The sequence below is a fragment of the Clostridium drakei genome (assembly GCF_000633595.2).
Taxonomy (GTDB): domain Bacteria; phylum Bacillota; class Clostridia; order Clostridiales; family Clostridiaceae; genus Clostridium_AM; species Clostridium_AM drakei.
This window is the reverse complement of sequence record NZ_JIBU02000023.1, coordinates 220,951-239,188: the sequence shown is the minus strand read 5'-3', so window position 1 is coordinate 239,188 and position 18,238 is coordinate 220,951. Positions and strand designations below refer to the sequence as shown.

The 18,238-nt window shown below is 28.1% G+C and carries 17 protein-coding genes, 1 pseudogene and 3 riboswitches; of the genes and pseudogenes, 9 read left to right on the top strand and 9 right to left on the bottom strand.

Going from position 1 to position 18,238, the window contains the following annotated elements:
* Positions 1 to 46 precede the first annotated feature (46 nt).
* From EG57_RS0212925 to dut, 6 genes are all read left to right on the top strand, one after another.
* Positions 47 to 346 carry an ATP-dependent Clp protease adaptor ClpS gene (locus EG57_RS0212925; RefSeq protein ID WP_032077610.1) on the top strand — a complete coding sequence of 100 codons (300 nt, stop codon included), beginning with the start codon at positions 47 to 49 and terminating at the stop codon, positions 344 to 346.
* Positions 347 to 348: 2 nt separating this feature from the next.
* Positions 349 to 2,568: an ATP-dependent Clp protease ATP-binding subunit ClpA gene (gene clpA, locus EG57_RS0212920; protein ID WP_032077609.1), complete on the top strand. Its 2,220-nt coding sequence runs from the start codon at positions 349 to 351 to the stop codon at positions 2,566 to 2,568.
* A 237-nt stretch (positions 2,569 to 2,805) separates the two neighbouring features.
* The gene (gene fliD, locus EG57_RS0212915; protein WP_032077608.1) at positions 2,806 to 4,044 is read left to right on the top strand and encodes a flagellar filament capping protein FliD; all 1,239 of its coding nucleotides are present in this window, start codon (positions 2,806 to 2,808) and stop codon (positions 4,042 to 4,044) included.
* Between the two features lie 89 nt (positions 4,045 to 4,133).
* Positions 4,134 to 4,592 (top strand): translation initiation factor IF-3, encoded by a 459-nt coding sequence (gene infC / locus EG57_RS0212910; protein WP_414629347.1) that lies wholly within the window; start codon positions 4,134 to 4,136, stop codon positions 4,590 to 4,592.
* 120 nt (positions 4,593 to 4,712) lie between these two features.
* Positions 4,713 to 4,890: riboswitch (Lysine riboswitch) on the top strand.
* A gap of 99 nt (positions 4,891 to 4,989) precedes the next feature.
* Positions 4,990 to 6,447 (top strand): amino acid permease, encoded by a 1,458-nt coding sequence (locus EG57_RS0212905; RefSeq protein WP_032077606.1) that lies wholly within the window; start codon positions 4,990 to 4,992, stop codon positions 6,445 to 6,447.
* Between the two features lie 160 nt (positions 6,448 to 6,607).
* Positions 6,608 to 7,054, top strand: a complete 447-nt coding sequence (gene dut / locus EG57_RS0212900; protein WP_032077605.1) for a dUTP diphosphatase — start codon at positions 6,608 to 6,610, stop codon at positions 7,052 to 7,054.
* A 42-nt stretch (positions 7,055 to 7,096) separates the two neighbouring features.
* On the opposite strand, the gene EG57_RS0212895 is transcribed toward dut, so the two are convergent.
* The 7 genes from EG57_RS0212895 to EG57_RS0212865 all read right to left on the bottom strand — a co-directional run bounded on the left by EG57_RS0212895 (position 7,097) and on the right by EG57_RS0212865 (position 14,105).
* Positions 7,097 to 8,182, bottom strand: a complete 1,086-nt coding sequence (locus EG57_RS0212895) for a protease complex subunit PrcB family protein (protein ID WP_032077604.1) — start codon at positions 8,180 to 8,182, stop codon at positions 7,097 to 7,099.
* Between the two features lie 201 nt (positions 8,183 to 8,383).
* Positions 8,384 to 9,298, bottom strand: a complete 915-nt coding sequence (locus EG57_RS0212890; protein WP_032077603.1) for a DUF4367 domain-containing protein — start codon at positions 9,296 to 9,298, stop codon at positions 8,384 to 8,386.
* Complete coding sequence (locus EG57_RS0212885) at positions 9,288 to 9,809, bottom strand: sigma-70 family RNA polymerase sigma factor (protein ID WP_029161549.1); 522 nt, start codon at positions 9,807 to 9,809, stop codon at positions 9,288 to 9,290. The genes EG57_RS0212890 and EG57_RS0212885 overlap by 11 nt, the downstream gene beginning before the upstream one ends.
* Positions 9,810 to 10,062: 253 nt before the next feature.
* The gene (locus EG57_RS0212880; protein ID WP_242859849.1) at positions 10,063 to 10,671 is read right to left on the bottom strand and encodes a hypothetical protein; all 609 of its coding nucleotides are present in this window, start codon (positions 10,669 to 10,671) and stop codon (positions 10,063 to 10,065) included.
* A gap of 298 nt (positions 10,672 to 10,969) precedes the next feature.
* Positions 10,970 to 11,740, bottom strand: a complete 771-nt coding sequence (locus EG57_RS0212875) for a CpsB/CapC family capsule biosynthesis tyrosine phosphatase (protein ID WP_032077602.1) — start codon at positions 11,738 to 11,740, stop codon at positions 10,970 to 10,972.
* 407 nt (positions 11,741 to 12,147) lie between these two features.
* A complete protein-coding gene (locus EG57_RS0212870; protein WP_032077601.1) occupies positions 12,148 to 12,927 on the bottom strand; it encodes a cell wall hydrolase in 780 nt (259 codons plus the stop codon).
* A 4-nt stretch (positions 12,928 to 12,931) separates the two neighbouring features.
* A riboswitch (cyclic di-AMP (ydaO/yuaA leader) is annotated at positions 12,932 to 13,066 on the bottom strand.
* A gap of 154 nt (positions 13,067 to 13,220) precedes the next feature.
* Entirely contained in the window at positions 13,221 to 14,105 is an 885-nt protein-coding gene (locus EG57_RS0212865) for a DegV family protein (protein WP_032077600.1), read from the bottom strand.
* 265 nt (positions 14,106 to 14,370) lie between these two features.
* Positions 14,371 to 14,477, top strand: a riboswitch (TPP riboswitch).
* A gap of 124 nt (positions 14,478 to 14,601) precedes the next feature.
* Here EG57_RS0212865 and thiC point away from each other — a divergent pair.
* Positions 14,602 to 15,914: pseudogene (thiC, locus tag EG57_RS25180) on the top strand (phosphomethylpyrimidine synthase ThiC).
* Positions 15,915 to 16,121: 207 nt separating this feature from the next.
* Here the strand turns inward: thiC and EG57_RS0212855 are convergent.
* Both EG57_RS0212855 and EG57_RS0212850 read right to left on the bottom strand, forming a co-directional pair.
* Complete coding sequence (locus EG57_RS0212855; RefSeq protein ID WP_032077599.1) at positions 16,122 to 16,562, bottom strand: ImmA/IrrE family metallo-endopeptidase; 441 nt, start codon at positions 16,560 to 16,562, stop codon at positions 16,122 to 16,124.
* Between the two features lie 14 nt (positions 16,563 to 16,576).
* Positions 16,577 to 16,990, bottom strand: coding sequence for a helix-turn-helix domain-containing protein (locus EG57_RS0212850; RefSeq protein WP_032077598.1), 414 nt, complete (start codon positions 16,988 to 16,990; stop codon positions 16,577 to 16,579).
* Positions 16,991 to 17,315: 325 nt separating this feature from the next.
* On the opposite strand from EG57_RS0212850, the gene EG57_RS0212845 reads away from it, so the two are divergent.
* Both EG57_RS0212845 and EG57_RS0212840 read left to right on the top strand, forming a co-directional pair.
* Positions 17,316 to 17,837: a hypothetical protein gene (locus tag EG57_RS0212845; protein WP_242859848.1), complete on the top strand. Its 522-nt coding sequence runs from the start codon at positions 17,316 to 17,318 to the stop codon at positions 17,835 to 17,837.
* Between the two features lie 218 nt (positions 17,838 to 18,055).
* Positions 18,056 to 18,235, top strand: coding sequence for a hypothetical protein (locus tag EG57_RS0212840; RefSeq protein ID WP_032077597.1), 180 nt, complete (start codon positions 18,056 to 18,058; stop codon positions 18,233 to 18,235).
* The last annotated feature ends 3 nt before the right edge of the window (positions 18,236 to 18,238 follow it).

The window sequence follows — 18,238 nt, the reverse complement described above, 5'->3', positions numbered from 1 at the left end:
TTTACATCTAACGATTTAATAATTTTAACTTTGGAGTTGTTTATAAATGAGTCAGAAAACTATTGAAAAACAAGATACAAAAACAGAAATAAAAAAACCAAAAATGTATAGAGTAATTATATACAATGATGATTATACTACTATGGAATTTGTGATAAAAATTTTAATAGAGATTTTTAAAAAGTCTGTAGTAGAAGCTACAAAGATTATGTATGATGTACATAGGAGTGGCATAGGAATTGCAGGTATATATTCCTATGATATAGCAGCTACTAAAATGGCACAAGCAATGAAGGCATCACGAGAAAGTGGATTCCCATTAAAATTTAGTATAGAAGAGGAGTAAAAATGAAATTAGATACTATAGTAAATGAAATCATTACAGCTGCATATAATGAAGCAAAATATTCAAAACATGAATATTTTACACCAGAGCATATTTTATATGCTTCCTTATTCTTTGAAGAAGGAAAAAAAATAATAGAAAATTGTGGTGGTAATGTAGAATATATAAAAGAAGATTTAATAAAATATTTTAAAGATAATATGGATTTAATAGAAAAGGGAGAACCAACAGAAACTATTGGAGTAGGCAATATAGTAGCTTCAGCAGGACAGCATGTATTATCAGCGGAAAAGGAAATTATAGGGTTAGGTGATATATTTGTAGCTATGTATGACGAAGAAGAAAGCTATGCTAGTTATTTTTTAAAGAAGCAAGGAATACAAAGATTAGATATGTTAGATTATATAACTCATGGTATTACAGAATTTGATTTGGAAGAAGTAGAAGAAGATGTATATGAAGAGAACCATGAAAGACAAGAAGAAGGATCTTTAAGTCAGTACACTATAGAACTTACAGAAAGAGCTAGAAACGGACAAATAGACCCTCTTATTGGAAGAGAAGATGTATTAGATAGAACTATACAAGTGCTTTCAAGAAGACTTAAAAACAACCCAATTCATGTAGGTGAACCTGGAGTAGGTAAAACTGCAATTACAGAAGGATTAGCCCAAATGATTGTAGAAAATAAAGTACCAAAGCTTCTTCAAGGAAGTAAGATATATTCTCTAGATATGGGAACTCTTTTAGCTGGAACTAAATATAGGGGTGATTTTGAAAACAGAATAAAAAGTGTGCTTAAGAATTTAGAAAAACAAGAAAAGGCTATTGTTTATATAGATGAAATTCATACTATAATAGGTGCAGGAGCAGTTTCAGGAGGTTCTGTGGATGCTTCAAATATACTAAAACCCTTCTTAGGTAAAGGAAATATTAAATTTATAGGTTCTACTACCTATGATGAATATAAAAAAGTTTTTGAAAAGGATAAAGCTTTAGCAAGAAGATTTCAAAAAATTGAAGTAAAAGAGCCTTCTATAGAGGATACCTTTAATATATTAAATGGACTTAAGGAAAATTATGAGGAATTTCATAATGTAAAATACACAGAAGAAGCCTTAAGAGCTGCGGTGGAGCTTTCAGCAAAATATATTACAGACAGGTATCTTCCAGATAAAGCAATTGATGTTATGGATGAAGTAGGAGCTTATGTAAAGCTTCATTCAGAAGAAGAGGGTATTGTTGAAATAAATGCGAAGGATGTGGAAAAAATAGTGGCATCCATAGCTAAAATACCTGAAAAAACTGTATCAGTAGATGAAGCCGATATACTGAAAAATTTAGATAAAACAATAAAAAGGGAGATATTTGGCCAAGAAAAAGCAATAGAATCTATAGTTACAGCTATAAAAAAATCCCGTGCAGGATTTAATGATGAAAATAAGACTGTGTCTAATCTGTTATTTGTAGGACCTACAGGTGTGGGAAAAACGGAGATATGTAAACAGGTGTCAAAGGCGTTAAATATTCCACTTATAAGGTTTGATATGAGTGAATATCAAGAAAAGCATACAGTGGCGAGACTTATTGGAGCTCCTCCAGGATATGTAGGTTATGAAGAAGGTGGACTTCTTACAGATGCAGTGAGAAAAAATCCTTATTGTGTACTGCTGCTTGATGAAATTGAAAAGGTTCATCCAGATGTTTTAAATGTATTGCTGCAGTTAATGGATTATGCAACTCTTACAGATAGTACTGGAAAAAAGGTTGATTTTAGAAATGTAATACTTATAATGACTTCTAATGCAGGAGCTAGATCTATTGGAAAACCTCTTATGGGATTTGGAGGAAGAACTGTAGAAAATGAAAATATAGATAAAGAAATAGAAAGATTTTTCTCTCCAGAGTTTAGAAATAGGCTAGATAATATAATAGTATTTAATAAAATGAATGAAGATATGGCACTTTTGGTAGCTAAAAAAACTATAAGCCAATTTGAAGAAAAGCTAAAAACTAAAAATATAAGAATACAGGTTACAGAAGAGTGTTATAAGTGGTTAGCAAGTAAAGGATTATCTTTAGAATATGGCGCAAGGGAAATAATAAGAATCGTATCACAGCAAATAAAACCTTATTTTGTTGATAAGGTACTGTTTGGAAATGTGAATGGCAAAAAAACTATAATCATAGATGTTAAAAATGATAATATTGTTATTGATTAAAAAGTAGATTAATCAATTTTAAGTAAATATATCTTAGAAAATAACATACCAAGAAGTTTTATGTAATATCAAATTTTATCAAAAACAGTTTTGGAATTACCAAAGCTGTTTTTGATTTATATTTTTGTCATTTTCAAAAAAGTAAGAAAAAAATGATAAAATTATATAAATTATCCTAAAAGTGTGCGATAATATAAATAATGAAATAGAAATATTATACCACAGAGGAGGATTATAATGATTAATGGTTTAAATTGGAATTATAAAAATATTCCTATGATAGACAATACAAGTAGTGTTAGAAAATATAATACATTAGATGATCTTTCTTTAGCATACAATAGTATAAAAACAAATAAAAGTGACTATAACTATAATGTTAAAAATTCCTCTAGCAAGATATATTCAGTATCTACAGTTAAAAATGATGCTGCGGAACTTTTTACTAAAGGTAAAAATTTAGTGGATGAAAGTAGCAATGGATTATTTCAATCCAAAATTGCTGTTTCTAGTGATGATAAAAAGGTTTCTGCTTCAGCAAAAGAAGGTACTTTAAATAAAACTTATAGTGTAGAAGTTAAAAATGTTGCTAAATATCAAAGTAATAAGAGTACTGAGCTTAATGCTTATGATAAAGCAATGCTTAATGCAGGAAATAATACTTTTGCAATAAATCACAATGGACAAATTAAGGATATATCCTTCAAAATAGATGAAGGTGATAACAATGAAAAAGCTTTAAATAGTATGGTTAGTGCTATAAATAATTCTGATGCAGGAGCTAAGGCTTCAATAATAAAAGATTCTAAAACCAATCTAATGTATATGAAGATTGATTCAAAAGAAGCTGGAAAAACTAACTCTTTTGAAATTATAGACAAGGTTGGTAATGCAGTAACTGCATCTGGAGCTAGTAATAAAGTTCAGGCAGCTGAAGATGCAAATTATAGTGTAAATGGGGTAAACTATGTATCTAAAACAAATGATATAAGTTTAGATAATGGAAAAGTTAATTTAAATCTTAAGGAAAGCACTACAACTCCAATTAAGGTATCAATTAAAAGCAACACTAATAAAATAAAAAATGGCATTGAAAGCTTTGTAAATAGTTATAATAAATTTTCTAGTGCCATTCAAAATAATGATTTAGATTCCAACATATTAAAAGCATCATCAAGTGCATTAAGGAGAAATGAATCCAGATTAAAAGGTATAGGAATAACTATTAATGAAGATAATACTTTATCTATAGATAAGAAGAAACTTAATGATGCAATTGAAAATGATACTGATAAAGTAAAAAACATATTTTCAGGATATACTGGAATTGGTAAAAAAATAACTAGTGCTGCCAGAGCAGTGGAAATTAATCCAAATATAGTTGTACAAGTTAATCAAAATATTGGATATAATAATAATTATGCTATTATGCAAAGTACAGCTCAATATGGAAATTTTCTTAATTTAATTCGGTAAAAATATAAAATTATAGATTAAAAAAATTATGGAGGTGTTGTATTATTAATAAAAATTTTAATTTAAACGAAGGTATTAGGGAAAATGAAATTAGATTGGTGGGTGAAGAAGAAAGTGTAGTTGTCAAAACTAATGAAGCTTTAAATCGTGCAAGAGAAGAAGGATTAGATTTGGTAATGATTTCACCAACAGCTAAGCCACCAGTGTGTAAGATAATGGACTATAATAAATTCCTTTATGAACAATCTAAGAAAGAAAAAGAAGCAAAAAAAAATCAAAAGGTTGTTGATATTAAAGAAATAAGATTAAGACCTAATATCGAAGAACATGATATACAAATTAAGGCTAATAATGCTAAAAAGTTTTTATCTAGTGAGAATAAAGTGAAAGTATCCATTAGATTTAGAGGTAGACAAAATAACTATACTCATTTAGGAAATAAAGTATTTGATGTATTTATTTCTAAATTAGAAGATGCTGCAATAATCGAAAAGTCCCCTAAATTAGAGGGAAATAATATGATTATGATATTGGCACCTAAGAAATAATATATTTTTAATAATTATTTAACTTAAACTACAACATATTACTATAGTTGTAGTTAAATACATTTAAAATATGTTTACTAATTATAAATTTTAGTGTATAATAGTTAATTATAAGTGAATAACTGAGATAGAGGCGCAAAATTTAAGAGTAGCACTGCAGAGGTAAGTACTATGAAGCAGTTTGAAAGGAAATTTTGCCGAAACTTATAGCAGATGCTTTAATGCTATATAGTTGGGCTTTGTATAGAATATGTACAGGACTGTCACAAAGTTTATTTTGTGGGGAGCTATCATTCATGTATTAATGTGTATTTTAATGCTCTGAGTGTGTTCTCAGAGCATTTTTTATCTTAGTTATTTCACTTATCGGAGAATATTACCGATAAGGGGGAGAAAAATGGAACAAGCTAATCAAATTAAAGATCAAGAGTCAGGTGAATTAAAAAGAAGTCTAAAGGCGAGACATCTTAATATGATTGCAATGGGTGGTGCCATTGGAACAGGAATATTTTTGGCATTAGGAGATACAATTAAACAAGCAGGTCCCGGAGGAGCTTTAGTTGCATATGGTTGTATAGGGGTTATGGTGTATTTTTTAATGACTAGTTTAGGAGAGATGGCAACTTTTATGCCAGATTCAGGTTCTTTTAGTGTTTATGCAACAAAATTTGTAGATCCAGCTTTTGGATTTGCTATGGGATGGAATTATTGGTATAATTGGGCAATTACTGTTGCAACGGAAATGGTTGCAGGTGCTGTTCTTATGAAATTTTGGTTTCCGGGAGTACCACCTGTTATATGGAGTGTATTCTTTCTTACATTAGTAGTTGTACTTAATCTTTTGTCAGCAAGAGCATATGGAGAAGCAGAATTTTGGTTTGCAGGTATTAAAGTAGCTACTGTAATTATATTTTTAATAGTAGGCATTGCAACTATATATGGAATAATAGGCGGACATTATGTTGGATTCAAGAATTTTACAATTGGTGAAGCACCATTTGTAGGTGGAGCTAAATCAATTTTCCTAATATTTTTAATTGCAGGATTCTCATTTCAAGGAACTGAACTTGTTGGTGTAGCTGCTGGTGAAAGTGAAGACCCTGAAAAAAATATACCAAAAGCAATAAATACAATATTCTGGAGAATTTTGCTATTCTATATGGGAACAATATTTGTAGTTGGAGCATTAATTCCTTATACAGATGCAGGTGTTCAAACTAGTCCTTTTACTATGGTATTTCAAAGAGCTGGTATTGCAGCAGCAGCATCATTGATGAATGCTATTATTCTAACTTCAGTATTGTCAGCTGGAAATTCAGGAATGTATGCTTCAAGTAGAACACTATACGCAATGGCTAAGGATGGAAAAGCTCCTGCATTCTTTGGAAAACTTAATTCAAGAGGAGTTCCTGTAAATGCATTAATAGCAACTACAATAATAGCATCACTTTGCTTTTTAACAGGTCTTTATGCAGAAACAACAGTTTATGTATGGCTTGTAGCGGCTTCAGGACTTGCAGGCTTTGTTGCTTGGGTTGGTATAGCATTATGTCACTATCGTTTTCGTAAGGCTTATGTAGCTCAAGGACGTGACTTAGGTAAATTGAAGTATACAGCTAAGTTATTTCCATTAGGCCCAATAATAGCCTTGGTATTGTGCATAGTGGTTATTTTAGGGCAGGGATTAACTTATTTTCAAGCAGATACAATAGATTGGAAAGGAGTAACTTCATCATATATAGGATTACCATTATTTTTAGTATTATGGTTAGGATATAAAAAGAAGCATAATACTAAGGTTGTAAAATTGGAAGAGGTTGATTTAGAAGTTACTGAAAAAAAACATTTTAAATAGGATATATTTTGTAATGTAAAAAGTACATGCTAGGTTGTATATTATTAGCGTGTACTTTTATGTTTTGCTAACTATTTTTTTATCCAATTCCTTGGCAGTATGACTAATAATTGATAAAATGAATAATGTCACAAAATATATGATTAAGGAGATAAATACAATGAATGAAAGTACAATACAAGTAAAAGTTATAAAAGTTAATGAAATGGCAAAATTACCAGAGTATGCTCATGAAGGTGATGCAGGTATGGATTTATTTTCTATAGAAGAAGTTACCATACCTTCATCAGAAACTGCACTTATACATACAGGTATAAAAATAGAGCTTCCAAGAAATACTGAAGCTCAAATTAGACCAAGAAGTGGTCTAGCGCTTAAACATTCAATAACAGTTTTAAATACTCCGGGAACTATAGATGAAGGATATAGAGGTGAGATTGGTGTAATACTTATCAATCATGGAAAGTTTCCATTTAAAGTTGAAAAGAATATGAAAATAGCTCAAATGGTGATTAAACCTATAATTAGAGTTAGTATATTGGAAGTAGGAGAGTTATCTGAAAGTGAAAGAGCAGAAGGGGGATTTGGATCAACAGGAGTCAAGTAATATAGAAAAGGAGTACTTATGAACTTATAAGTACTCCTTTTTCTATTGAACTGATACTTCAAATTGCATTCTGTAGCCTTGATTAGAAACCTTAATATTAGAGGTAACATCACTTGTTATGAATAGATAATAAGTTTGATTAGCAATATAAGGTTTCAAAGGAATAATTCTTATAGATTTTTTATCATCAGATAAAGTTGCTTCGGTAGGAATTCTAGTTCCATCACTATCCACTACATATATGTTTGTGTTGCTTACATTTTCTTTTTCAAGGTCTTTATCATAATATAACGTTAACTGCATATTTTTGTCTAAGCTTTTTTGTAGACTTAAATCCTGCCATTTAGAGTCAGTAAAAGATGATTTATCAACAGGCAATAATATTTCTGTTAATGGGAAAGAAGCATTATTATTATATTTTTGTGGAGTTCCTAATGCGTATTTTATAGTAACGTTACTATTTAATTTTAAATCTTTAATTTTATTTTCACTTTCTTCATTATCATTAAGGTAGAAAAATTGGGATACTTTGTTAGAATTTTGAACTTCCAAAAATATAAAATTATTTTCTTTATATATATTTTTCAAATTACCTGAAACCCATGATATACCAATTATAGGTTGAAAACTTCTTTGAATGTCATAATAGCTATAATTTTTTCCATCAGAATTTTTTACTGTTATATTATTTAATGGAACATCTGTTTCTATTATAGTATAAGGATAACTTACTATTTGAGGTAATATAGCATTATTATCTGGAGAAGTTTCTTCAACTAATACATTTACTTCTTGCTTAGAATTTTCTACAGTTTTTACAGTAATTCCGTAACCAGAAGTGGACTTTTCTCCAGCCATAACAGCTATATATGATTTATTAGAAGAACTATCAGTATAGGAAACAAACCCTTCATTACCTTTATAAAGTTCAATTTTTTTCATCAAATCACTAGGAGCGTCATCCTGTGATATAGTATGAAAATTAACTTTATTGTAAATTATAGAATATGTTTTTGTTTCAACAGAATTTGTGTTTTTGGACAAGACTTCAGCACTTGCTTTGGATGGTATGTATACTAAACCTATGCTCAAAGCAATACACGTGGATATTAAAAATTTTTTTCTCATTAATGGGACCTCCCTGAAAATAATCCTTTAGTTAATTAAATACAAAATAAATGTATTTTTAAAATTCTAAATTAGTCAAACGCCATTTTAATAGGGTACAAGAAATATACCCTATTAAAATAATAAATATATAGAACTTCCTCCGTATATTGAATTAGACGTAATCATATTATAAAATGTTTCAAAAGTTTTTATGTTTTTTTAATTAATAGACTTAGCTATATTTATCAACGAATCCTCTGGCAAAGTGCTAGATAGATAATATTGTACATTATTGTTTATCCATACTATCTGTGTATTGGCAGACTTACTATCTTTCGTATAATTAATATAAGCTTTGTTAGCATTTATATATACAGTTTTAGATCCATCTAAATTTGATAAATTTTTACTTTCATATATTTCAAAATATGAGGAATCTGAACTGTATTTTAATTTAATACATTTTAATTTTGCATCTGGAATTGATATATCTGTAAGATTAAAACCATCTGGAACATAAGATGGAGTTATGATCTTACTTTCAAAATATTTTTCAGCAGTTACCATATCTAAATTTTTCTGTGGTGAAGCTATACCTTGAAGTCCCTTATAGGATTCTTTACCACTAAAATTTTCATTTGGTGCCAAAGAGCTTTGTGTTGAGTTTACAGATGTAGAAGTACTATTTGGACTCTTAAACGAACCAGCAGCACTATCTACTGAACTTGTAGTATTGGTATTGCTCTTGTTTGAGTTGTCATCTACTTTGTTAATAGCAGAAGTACTAGACTCACCTTTATTTTTTGAAGAATCATTTACAGATTTAGCTAATTCATTAGTACTTTTTGTTTTTGAATCTTCTTTAACTTTTCCACTATCGTTAGAATTTTTATATTGTTGTTCATTATTATCTACATAATTACGAGGTATAGTTGAATTATTAAAGAAGTAATTATATGTAAATCCAATTATTAAAAAAGCTACAGAAGCCGCCGTAGCAAGTATAGGTTTTATCCTATTCTTTTTTTGACTTTTACATTTTTCTAAAGTCATTTTTTTTAATTTTTCAGTAGCATGAATGTCTTTAAGGAGCAAATTTGATGCCTCTTTAAAATATTCCATATTATCCTTCATATTCAATCTTCCCATCTATATTAAATTTTAACATTTTTCTAGCACGAAAAAGTCGACTACGAATCGTTGCTTCTGGTACGTTCAAAATTTTACTTATATCCGTAGTAGATAGTTCCTCGTAATAATAAAGTAGTATAGGCTCTTTATATTTATGAGGTAAATTCATAACTTCATTCAATAATTTTTCATATTGAATTGAATTAATAACTTCATTATCTATATTGGCATCTACATAATTGTCAGCTATTGAAGGGTTGTCAGTATAGTCAAATGCAAATACCCTTTTAAACCATGAATTTCTTAATATATCTTTGCAGGCATTCATGGTAATAGTCATAATCCATGTTTTTTCACTACTTCTCTTTTCAAACTTGTAAAAATTCTTATAGACTTTTATAAATACTTCTTGAAAAACATCTTCAGCTAAATACTTGTCCTTAAGGTACATATAAGCAATTCTTAGTACATCATCACCATAGTCGTTCATTAATCTTTCTAGTTCCTTGTCCATGTTTTAATAATATCTTTTTTCAAGATATTCTCCCCCCCATCACAAATACCAAATGTACTAAAATGTAATAGCTTAATTAATTTCTGAATTGAGCAACTAAAAATTAATGGATATAAGAATTTCATATTATATAATATCATATCACATTTCCCAGTGTTTGGTGTAGTCTTAAAAGTAAGAAATATATGATATAACGATAAAATTAGCTAATTTAAAGAAATATTAATGAAATAAACATATAATACTATAATTTTTACAACATTCCATAGTCAAGTATTAGTAAGTTTTTATTTTCATCATAACCAAAAGTACTTATTTTACAATATTCATTTTGAAGTTCCTCTGAATCTGTTACCCAAAGTTTCTTGAATTCTTCAAGAAGATTAAAAAAAATAGTTTCATTTGGAAAGTTATGACCATTTTTTATATAATTGTATATAGTTTCATGGTAATTGTTATTTAGAGATAAGGCCGTTATGTATTTATGAACTGTAAGATATATAAATTTACTTTCATATATAGCATATACAGGACAAAGAATATCTTTGAAAATTTTAAGCCTATGGTCATTTGAATGGAATATATTGAATTCATTAAGACATTGATCTGCTCCTATAGGAAGCTTAGTTCCAGTAGCATCTGATGAAGTTTTGATTATGAAATTATCTACAAGATACACGCATCTCATAGATCTAGCAATTAAGGTTTCTTTGGTGAGTTTATCTAATAGTTTACGACTTAATGTTTTGTTTTTTCCAATTTTCATATTATAATCATTTAAAAATGCTTCAGCTTTTTCATCATTATAAGTTACTATTTCTTTATTAACGTTTTTTTTATTTTTACGAAATATATGCTTCAAAAAAATAACCTCCTAAATCAAAAGAATTGTATTTTAATTTATAAAGTTATGTAAATATTTAATTAGTATCTTAAAAAACAAGGAGTTTTATGTATAATAATCATTTGATAAATACAAATATTCATTTATCAAGCAATTTTGAACAATTAAAATATTAATTTAGACTTGATTACATATTGCATTTCTTATAAGTACGATAATAATAGCATATTTTGCATTTAAAAAAAAGATAATAAAAAAGCTTAGAAAACTTCTAAGCTTTAAAGTCTGAGAAAAATAATAAGAATATACAAAAGATTTATATACCATAATGGCTTGTTATATTATTTCCAAATTCCATAGCCCTTGAAATAGAACAATCATATTTTAGAATTTTAATAGATTTATGTTTAGATAACATATTTCCTATTTTAAGCTTTCTTATATTATAATAATCAAGGCAATGGGTATCTGAACCAACAGATATTTTTATATCATTTTTTTTCAAATATTTAAATAATCGTTTAGTTCTCCAAGTATCTATGGATTTTACTATGGTATCAAAATACTCATAACCTTCATTTACATTTAGTTCCCAAAACAGATTATTTTCTTTTAATTTGGTTATCAAAAAATTCAATCCATAATTTTTATACAAGCAAAGTAAATCAGTGTGGGCTAAACCAATATTACATTTTAAATGTTTTGTATATGTCTCTAATTCACTAAGCTTTACACTACTTTTAAAGTAATCTATATATTCTAAAAGAACATAATCTAATTTATTGAGTATATCATATGGTAAATTATTTAAATCACATAAGTCCCTGTTCATGCATATTTCAATTCCAGAATATATTTCTATATAGTCTTTATATTTTAATTTTAAATCTTCTAAGTTTTTTATATAGTTTTCTAAATTTTCAGTAGGCACAGAATTACACTTATCAGTTTGAAAGTGATCAGATATACCTATTGCAGTTAAGTTATGTTCTATAGCATTTTCGATTATTTTTTCTGGAGAGTGAATTCCATCTGACCAAAGAGTATGATTATGCATATCCATAAAATCTATTGAACTTAAGTCCATTAAAAATACCTCTTTTCAATTTTAAGTATTTGTTTTTTTAATTTTTTGATAATTTTTAATTTAATATATTTTCTATAAAACGATTACACTTATATAATATAATTAAATTAAAGGAATGTAAATAATATTTTAAGCAGGTAGTATAGAAAAATGAATGAAAATTTGTAATTTTTAAATAAAAATGAAATAAAAATTTCTGTGTCAACTTATTGATTTATTCATATAATGAAATTAAGCAAGGGATGTAAAGTGATTAAATTAGGATTATAAAATGAGGTTGCTATATAATATAAAACCAAAGTATAATATAAAAAATATACTAAATTTTAATATATTTTATAACTAAAAATAAACACTATTGGTTTATTAGCTTTTAGTAAACCAATAGTGTTTTATTATATTTAATTTTAATAGACAAATACTAATTTACCTATTCTAGCAGCTAATGGTTTGGACCAAAGCCATTGATTAGTGGCACTATCATCAAAATAGTAGAAGGCTCCATTAGATGGATCAACACCATTAAGAGCATCTTTAGCAGCTTGTACACATTCTGCTGATGCAGACTTATTAATCCATCCATTTACAACTGGAGTAAATTGATAATATCCACCAGATTTTTCGTATATTACAGAGGATATAGTTTTTGGAAAACGAGAATCTTTAACTCTATTTAACACTACAGCACCTACAGCTACCTTAGCATTGTAAGATTCACCCTGAGCTTCAGCCATTATGAGTCTAGAAAGAATATCTAAATCACTTGCTGTATACGAGGCAGTTGTATTAGAAACTGCTGTAGCAGGAGTTTCTGTTGTATTTGATGAAGTTATTCCAGGCAAATTAAGTTTATCGCCAATATTCAAATAGTTATCCCATTTGTTATTAGCTTGTCTTAAATCGGAAATGGACACACCATATTTTTGAGATATTAGATATAAAGTATCTCCGCTTTTTACAGTGTAAATGCAACCAGGAACAGTAAGTGTTTTTCCTGGATATATTGATGAGTCTGTAAGATTGTTGTCTTTCATAATAGATGTATACGTTGTATTAAAAAGCTTTCCTATAGTATAAAGAGAATCTCCAGATGTTACAGTATAATTAGCAGCTTGTACTGGAGTACATATCATTAAAGATAAAGATGCAATTGATACTAAGTTTCTGATTTTTTTTAAATTAATCATAAAATTTATCCCTCCATTTTGCCTCCGAGGTTAGTTGACGGGTTCGGGTTGAGAGTCACCCTACTTCTTATTTAAAGAAGATTCACCCCAAGATAATTAGTCCCCCGTACTCATTTTAGAGATTCGGCACAATTTGTTTTTAATTTTAACAGAAGTTTGATAATACATCTATGGTTGATTCATGGTTATTTAGGAAAATTGATGACTAATATGTAATATTAATTATTTATTACATAAAAATCTAAAAAATAAAGTACAGGCAAGTTTTAGTACCTGTACTTTATTTTAATATTTTAGTTTACATGAATTTCTCTTTTTTTACCTAAAAAGAATAAAGCCAGAGCACCTGGACCTCCATAAGCGCCAACCACAGGCCCAATGTGATTTATAATTACATCTTTAATCTTAAATTTGTTTAGTATAAGTGTTTTTAGAGCTAAAGCATCTTCTATGCAATCGCCATGAGAAATTGCTATAATTTGCTGTTCAGGGTTTTCTATTTTTTCAATAAATTTTTCAAAGAGAGTAGATAAAGCTTTTTTTCTACCTCTAATTTTTCCTATAGGTAAAACTTTACCTAAATTGCTTATAGTCAAGAATGGTTTTATATTTAATAGCATACCTACAAAAGCAGAAGTTGCAGATATTCTCCCACCTCTTTTTAAATGATTGATGTCATCCACAATAATATAAGTATTTAATTGCTGTTTAATGTTTTCTAAATAGTCTATAATTTCCTTTAAGGTTTTACCGGATTTCTGCATTTCATAAGCTTGTAAAACCATGATACCTTGTCCTAAAGAAGCTGTTAAAATATCAATTATATGAATATTTGAATTAGGATACTCTTCTTTTAACATACAATTAGCTATATGAGCACCACTAGTAGTTCCGCTTAAGCCACTAGAAACCCCAATATAGAGTATATCATTTCCAAGTTCTAAAATTTTTTTAAAAGAGTTATAAAAAGCATGGCTACTAGGTTGAGAAGTTTTAGGCATTTTACCTTTTCGCATATCTTCATAAAAATCTTTAAAAGGATAACTTTCGCCAAAATCATCTAATACTTCTGCATCTTTGCAATTACAAGTCAGACTAACATAAGGTATTTTTAAATCATTAATATAGTTTATTGGCAAATCACAGCAAGAATCTGTAATGATAGTAAAATTTTTCATAATACATTCCTCATAAATTTTATTTTTGTGTAAAGAATTTGTCATAATTTATTTTATAATGTAATCCTTTAAAGTTCAATAGGTAAGTAGAAAAATTAAAAATGATTAAATTTACAAAAATTCATTTTTAAGTATTTAAATATTACTTTATTATATTAAAAATATTTAAAAATTAAATAATTATGTGGAATTTAATTGCATAAAATTTGATGAAGCTTGAATATTGAAAAAATTAAACATATATGATATAATTTACATATAAAATTAAATAATCTAGGGGGGCCTATGTAATAGGCTGAGATAGAACTGTTAGTTCTGACCCTCATACCTGATCTAGATAATTCTAGCGTAGGGAAGAGCTTTATATAGTTTTAAGATGCAACTTTATAAGGTTGCATTTTTTATTATATTAAAGATGGATATGAGGGAGATGTATAATCTCCTCCTTTTTTATTTAACATAGTTTTTAAAAAATATGTTAAGGGAGATGTTTAAAATGAATTACACAACACAAATGGATGCTGCTAAGAAAGGCATAATTACAAAAGAAATGAAGATAGTAGCTGCTAAAGAAAATATGGAAACATTGCAGCTAATGGAATTAGTTGCACAGGGAGCAGTTGTAATACCAGCTAATAAAAATCATAATGCATTAGATCCAGAAGGTGTTGGACAAGGACTTAAAACTAAGATAAATGTAAATTTAGGAATTTCAAAGGATTGTAATTGTGTAGATGATGAATTGGAAAAAGTTAAGGTAGCTTTAAAAATGAAAGCAGAAGCCATAATGGATTTAAGCTGCTTTGGAAAAACTGAAGAATTTAGAACTAGATTAGTTGAAATGTCACCGGCTATGATAGGTACAGTACCTATGTATGATGCAGTAGGATTCTATGACAAAGAATTAAAAGATATAACTGAAGAAGAACTTTTAGGTGTAATTGAAAAACATGCGCAAAATGGTGTAGATTTTATGACTATCCATGCAGGTATAAATAGAGAAACTGCAGCAGTTTTTAAGAGAAATGAAAGGCTTATGAACATAGTATCTAGAGGAGGAGCCTTGATATATGCATGGATGGAACTAAACGGAAAAGAAAATCCTTTTTATGAGTATTTTGATAAAGTTTTAGATATATGTGAAAAATATGATGTGACTATAAGCTTAGGAGATGCTTGCAGGCCAGGTGCTATAAAAGATTCTACAGATGCTTCACAGATTAAAGAACTTATGACTTTAGGAGAACTTGCAAAAAGAGCTTGGAAGAGAAATGTACAAGTTATGATAGAAGGACCAGGACATATGAGTTTAGACGAAATAAAAGCAAATATGCAGTTAGAAAAGAAATTATGTCATAATGCACCATTTTATGTGCTAGGACCTTTAGTTACAGATATAGCTCCTGGATATGATCATATAACATCAGCTATAGGAGGAGCAATAGCTGCATCTTCAGGAGCAGATTTCCTATGCTATGTAACTCCAGCAGAGCATTTAAGACTTCCAAACTTGGAAGATATGAAAGAAGGAATTATAGCTACCAAAATTGCAGCTCATGCAGGAGATATTGCAAAGGGAATAAAAGGTGCAAGAGACTTAGATAATGCTATGAGCAAGGCCAGAAGAGAACTAAATTGGGAAAAATATTTGATTTATCTATAGATCCAGAGAAAGCAAGAAGGTATAGGGAAGAATCAAAACCAGAAGATGAACATACATGTACTATGTGTGGGAAAATGTGTGCTGTTAGAAACATGAACAAGGTCATGGAAGGAAAAAATTTGAATGTTTTAAGAGAAGATGATTAATGTGTGATATTAAAAAGTACAATAAAAATAAATTGAGATAAGTTTTAAAATAAGCATTGGTAAAAATACTAATGCTTATTTTAATTATATATACAAATAAACATTGAAATAATGATATGGAAATAAAATTACTATCAGAAATTAAACATAGAGTTGTATATCGCAAGAGTATGTAGATAGATGATAAGATTTTGCTATAATTAATATTTATTCAAAAAACTTATACATAATGAGTCTTTCAGGAACTCCAAAATAACAACTTAGTTCATTTATAGACATAGTTTTAAGAGAATACTTGTCAATATCATTCTCATTAATTAATATTTCTGCAGCAAATTTATTAGCAGCATTTTCATATTTACCACGTGGAAATAAAGTAAATTCGTGGATATAATATGATGATTTACTCACATGCAAAGTAGCATGGCCTAATTCATGAGCCAAAACAATTTTTTGTAAAAACTCACTAAGGTTTGAGTTTATTACAATGAATTTTTTGCCAAATTGTTTTTTAAAGAATCCTTTTGTTTTTTGTGATTTAAAGGGCACCTTTTTAATTATAATGCTTAATTCTTTAGCAAGTTTTTCAGGATCTCTAGTACCATATTTTTTTACTAAGTGATTAACCCTAACGCGTATATTTATCATTATAAGTCACCTGCCTATTTTTTAGGTTTTCTTTTATTGAGCGCTTTAGCTTCCCAAAAAATTTCATTCATAATGTCCAATATTTCTTTTTTATCTTCTTCATCAAATTCATCATTCATAAAAAATCCTTGAGCTTCTTTTTTTAAAAATTCTTTATATTGATCTTTATCTCTTTTAGTAACCTTAAATTTATCAGAGTATTCTTTAGGTATATCTATTTGTTCCTCCACTAAATCTTCCCTAAAAAATTCTTCTATATTTACATTTAAAGCCTTTGCTATTTTAGATAAAGTGTCAGTAGTTGGGTTACTTTTATCATTTTCGATTTCACTTATTGTAGACTTTGAAAGACCAGTAATGTTTTTCAAATCTAATATTGATAATTTGTGTTTTTTTCTTATAGATCTTATCCTTTGTCCTAAAGTCATAAAAATCACCTTTATTTTTTATTCGGTATTATTTACCGTACTTTTATTGTAACACAAGGTTCGGTAAAGTAAACTAAAAATTTATGAAAATCAAAGAAATAGAACGTAAGTTCTGGTTATTGAAAGAATAAGTTCGGTATACAGGTAATTTTGAATTGTGATATTAGTTCGCTAAAGTGGTAATATATATTTGTAAATAGCAATAATAATTAAAAATGAGGTGATAGAATGCTTAATAAAAGAAGACAAGCTATAGAAGAAAAAAATCTTAAAATTACTAAATACGGTTTCAATTAAAAAGAATTTATAATTTTAGGAGGAAAACATGATAGATAAAAGCACTTTTAAACATATAGAAAACAAATTATACAATTATTATGGCAAGGATAAAAAGGTTAGCAGTATTAATAGAAAAATAAGTTTGCTGAAAAATCAAATAAAATCTATAGAAGATAAACTAAAAAATGTGGATATTGAAATACCAGAAGAGTCAAGAAGTATGACGTATGAGGAGAGAGTTCAAACTTCTAGTTGTGAGGAAAGCTATGCGGAAAAAGCACTAATAAGGATCACAGATAAGTTATTAAGAGAAAAATCAAGAAAAGAAGAAGAAGTGGTGGATTTAGAGGAAGAGCTAAGAAATATAGAAGCTGATAATGTAACTATAGAAGATAATATAAACTATATAGAAGACAGACAAATTTTAGATTTTTTAAGTATGAAATATAAGGAACAATTAAAAGATTGGCAAATAGGTATGAAAATAGGAAAAGATCAATCCACTGTTACCAGAACAAGACAGAAGATAATTTCAAACATAGCAATTGGACAAGAATGGGATAGATAAAAGATATTAAAAATATGCATTAAATATGCATTAGGTACGCATTATGTATGCATTAAATTTAAAAAAATCGGTGTTATAATAGTATCATAGAAAAAATTTAAATATGGTTGCTGTAGTAGATATTTATTAAAGAGTATAATAAGTTGTTCTTGTTATATTTACAAAAAGCACTAGTGTTACGTCACTAGTGCTTATTTAATTTATAGGAGGTGAGAGATGTGAATGTAAAAAAGATAGTAAAGTCTCAGCGATCAGATATACATGAAAAATTAGATAAGAAAAATATTAAAAAAAGTAAAAATAAAATTAAAGAAGAACAACTTTCTTTTCATGATATTTTAAATTTAATGAAGCATGATAGTTATTATAGACATAGAGGAGCTATAAGGCAAAAATAATGC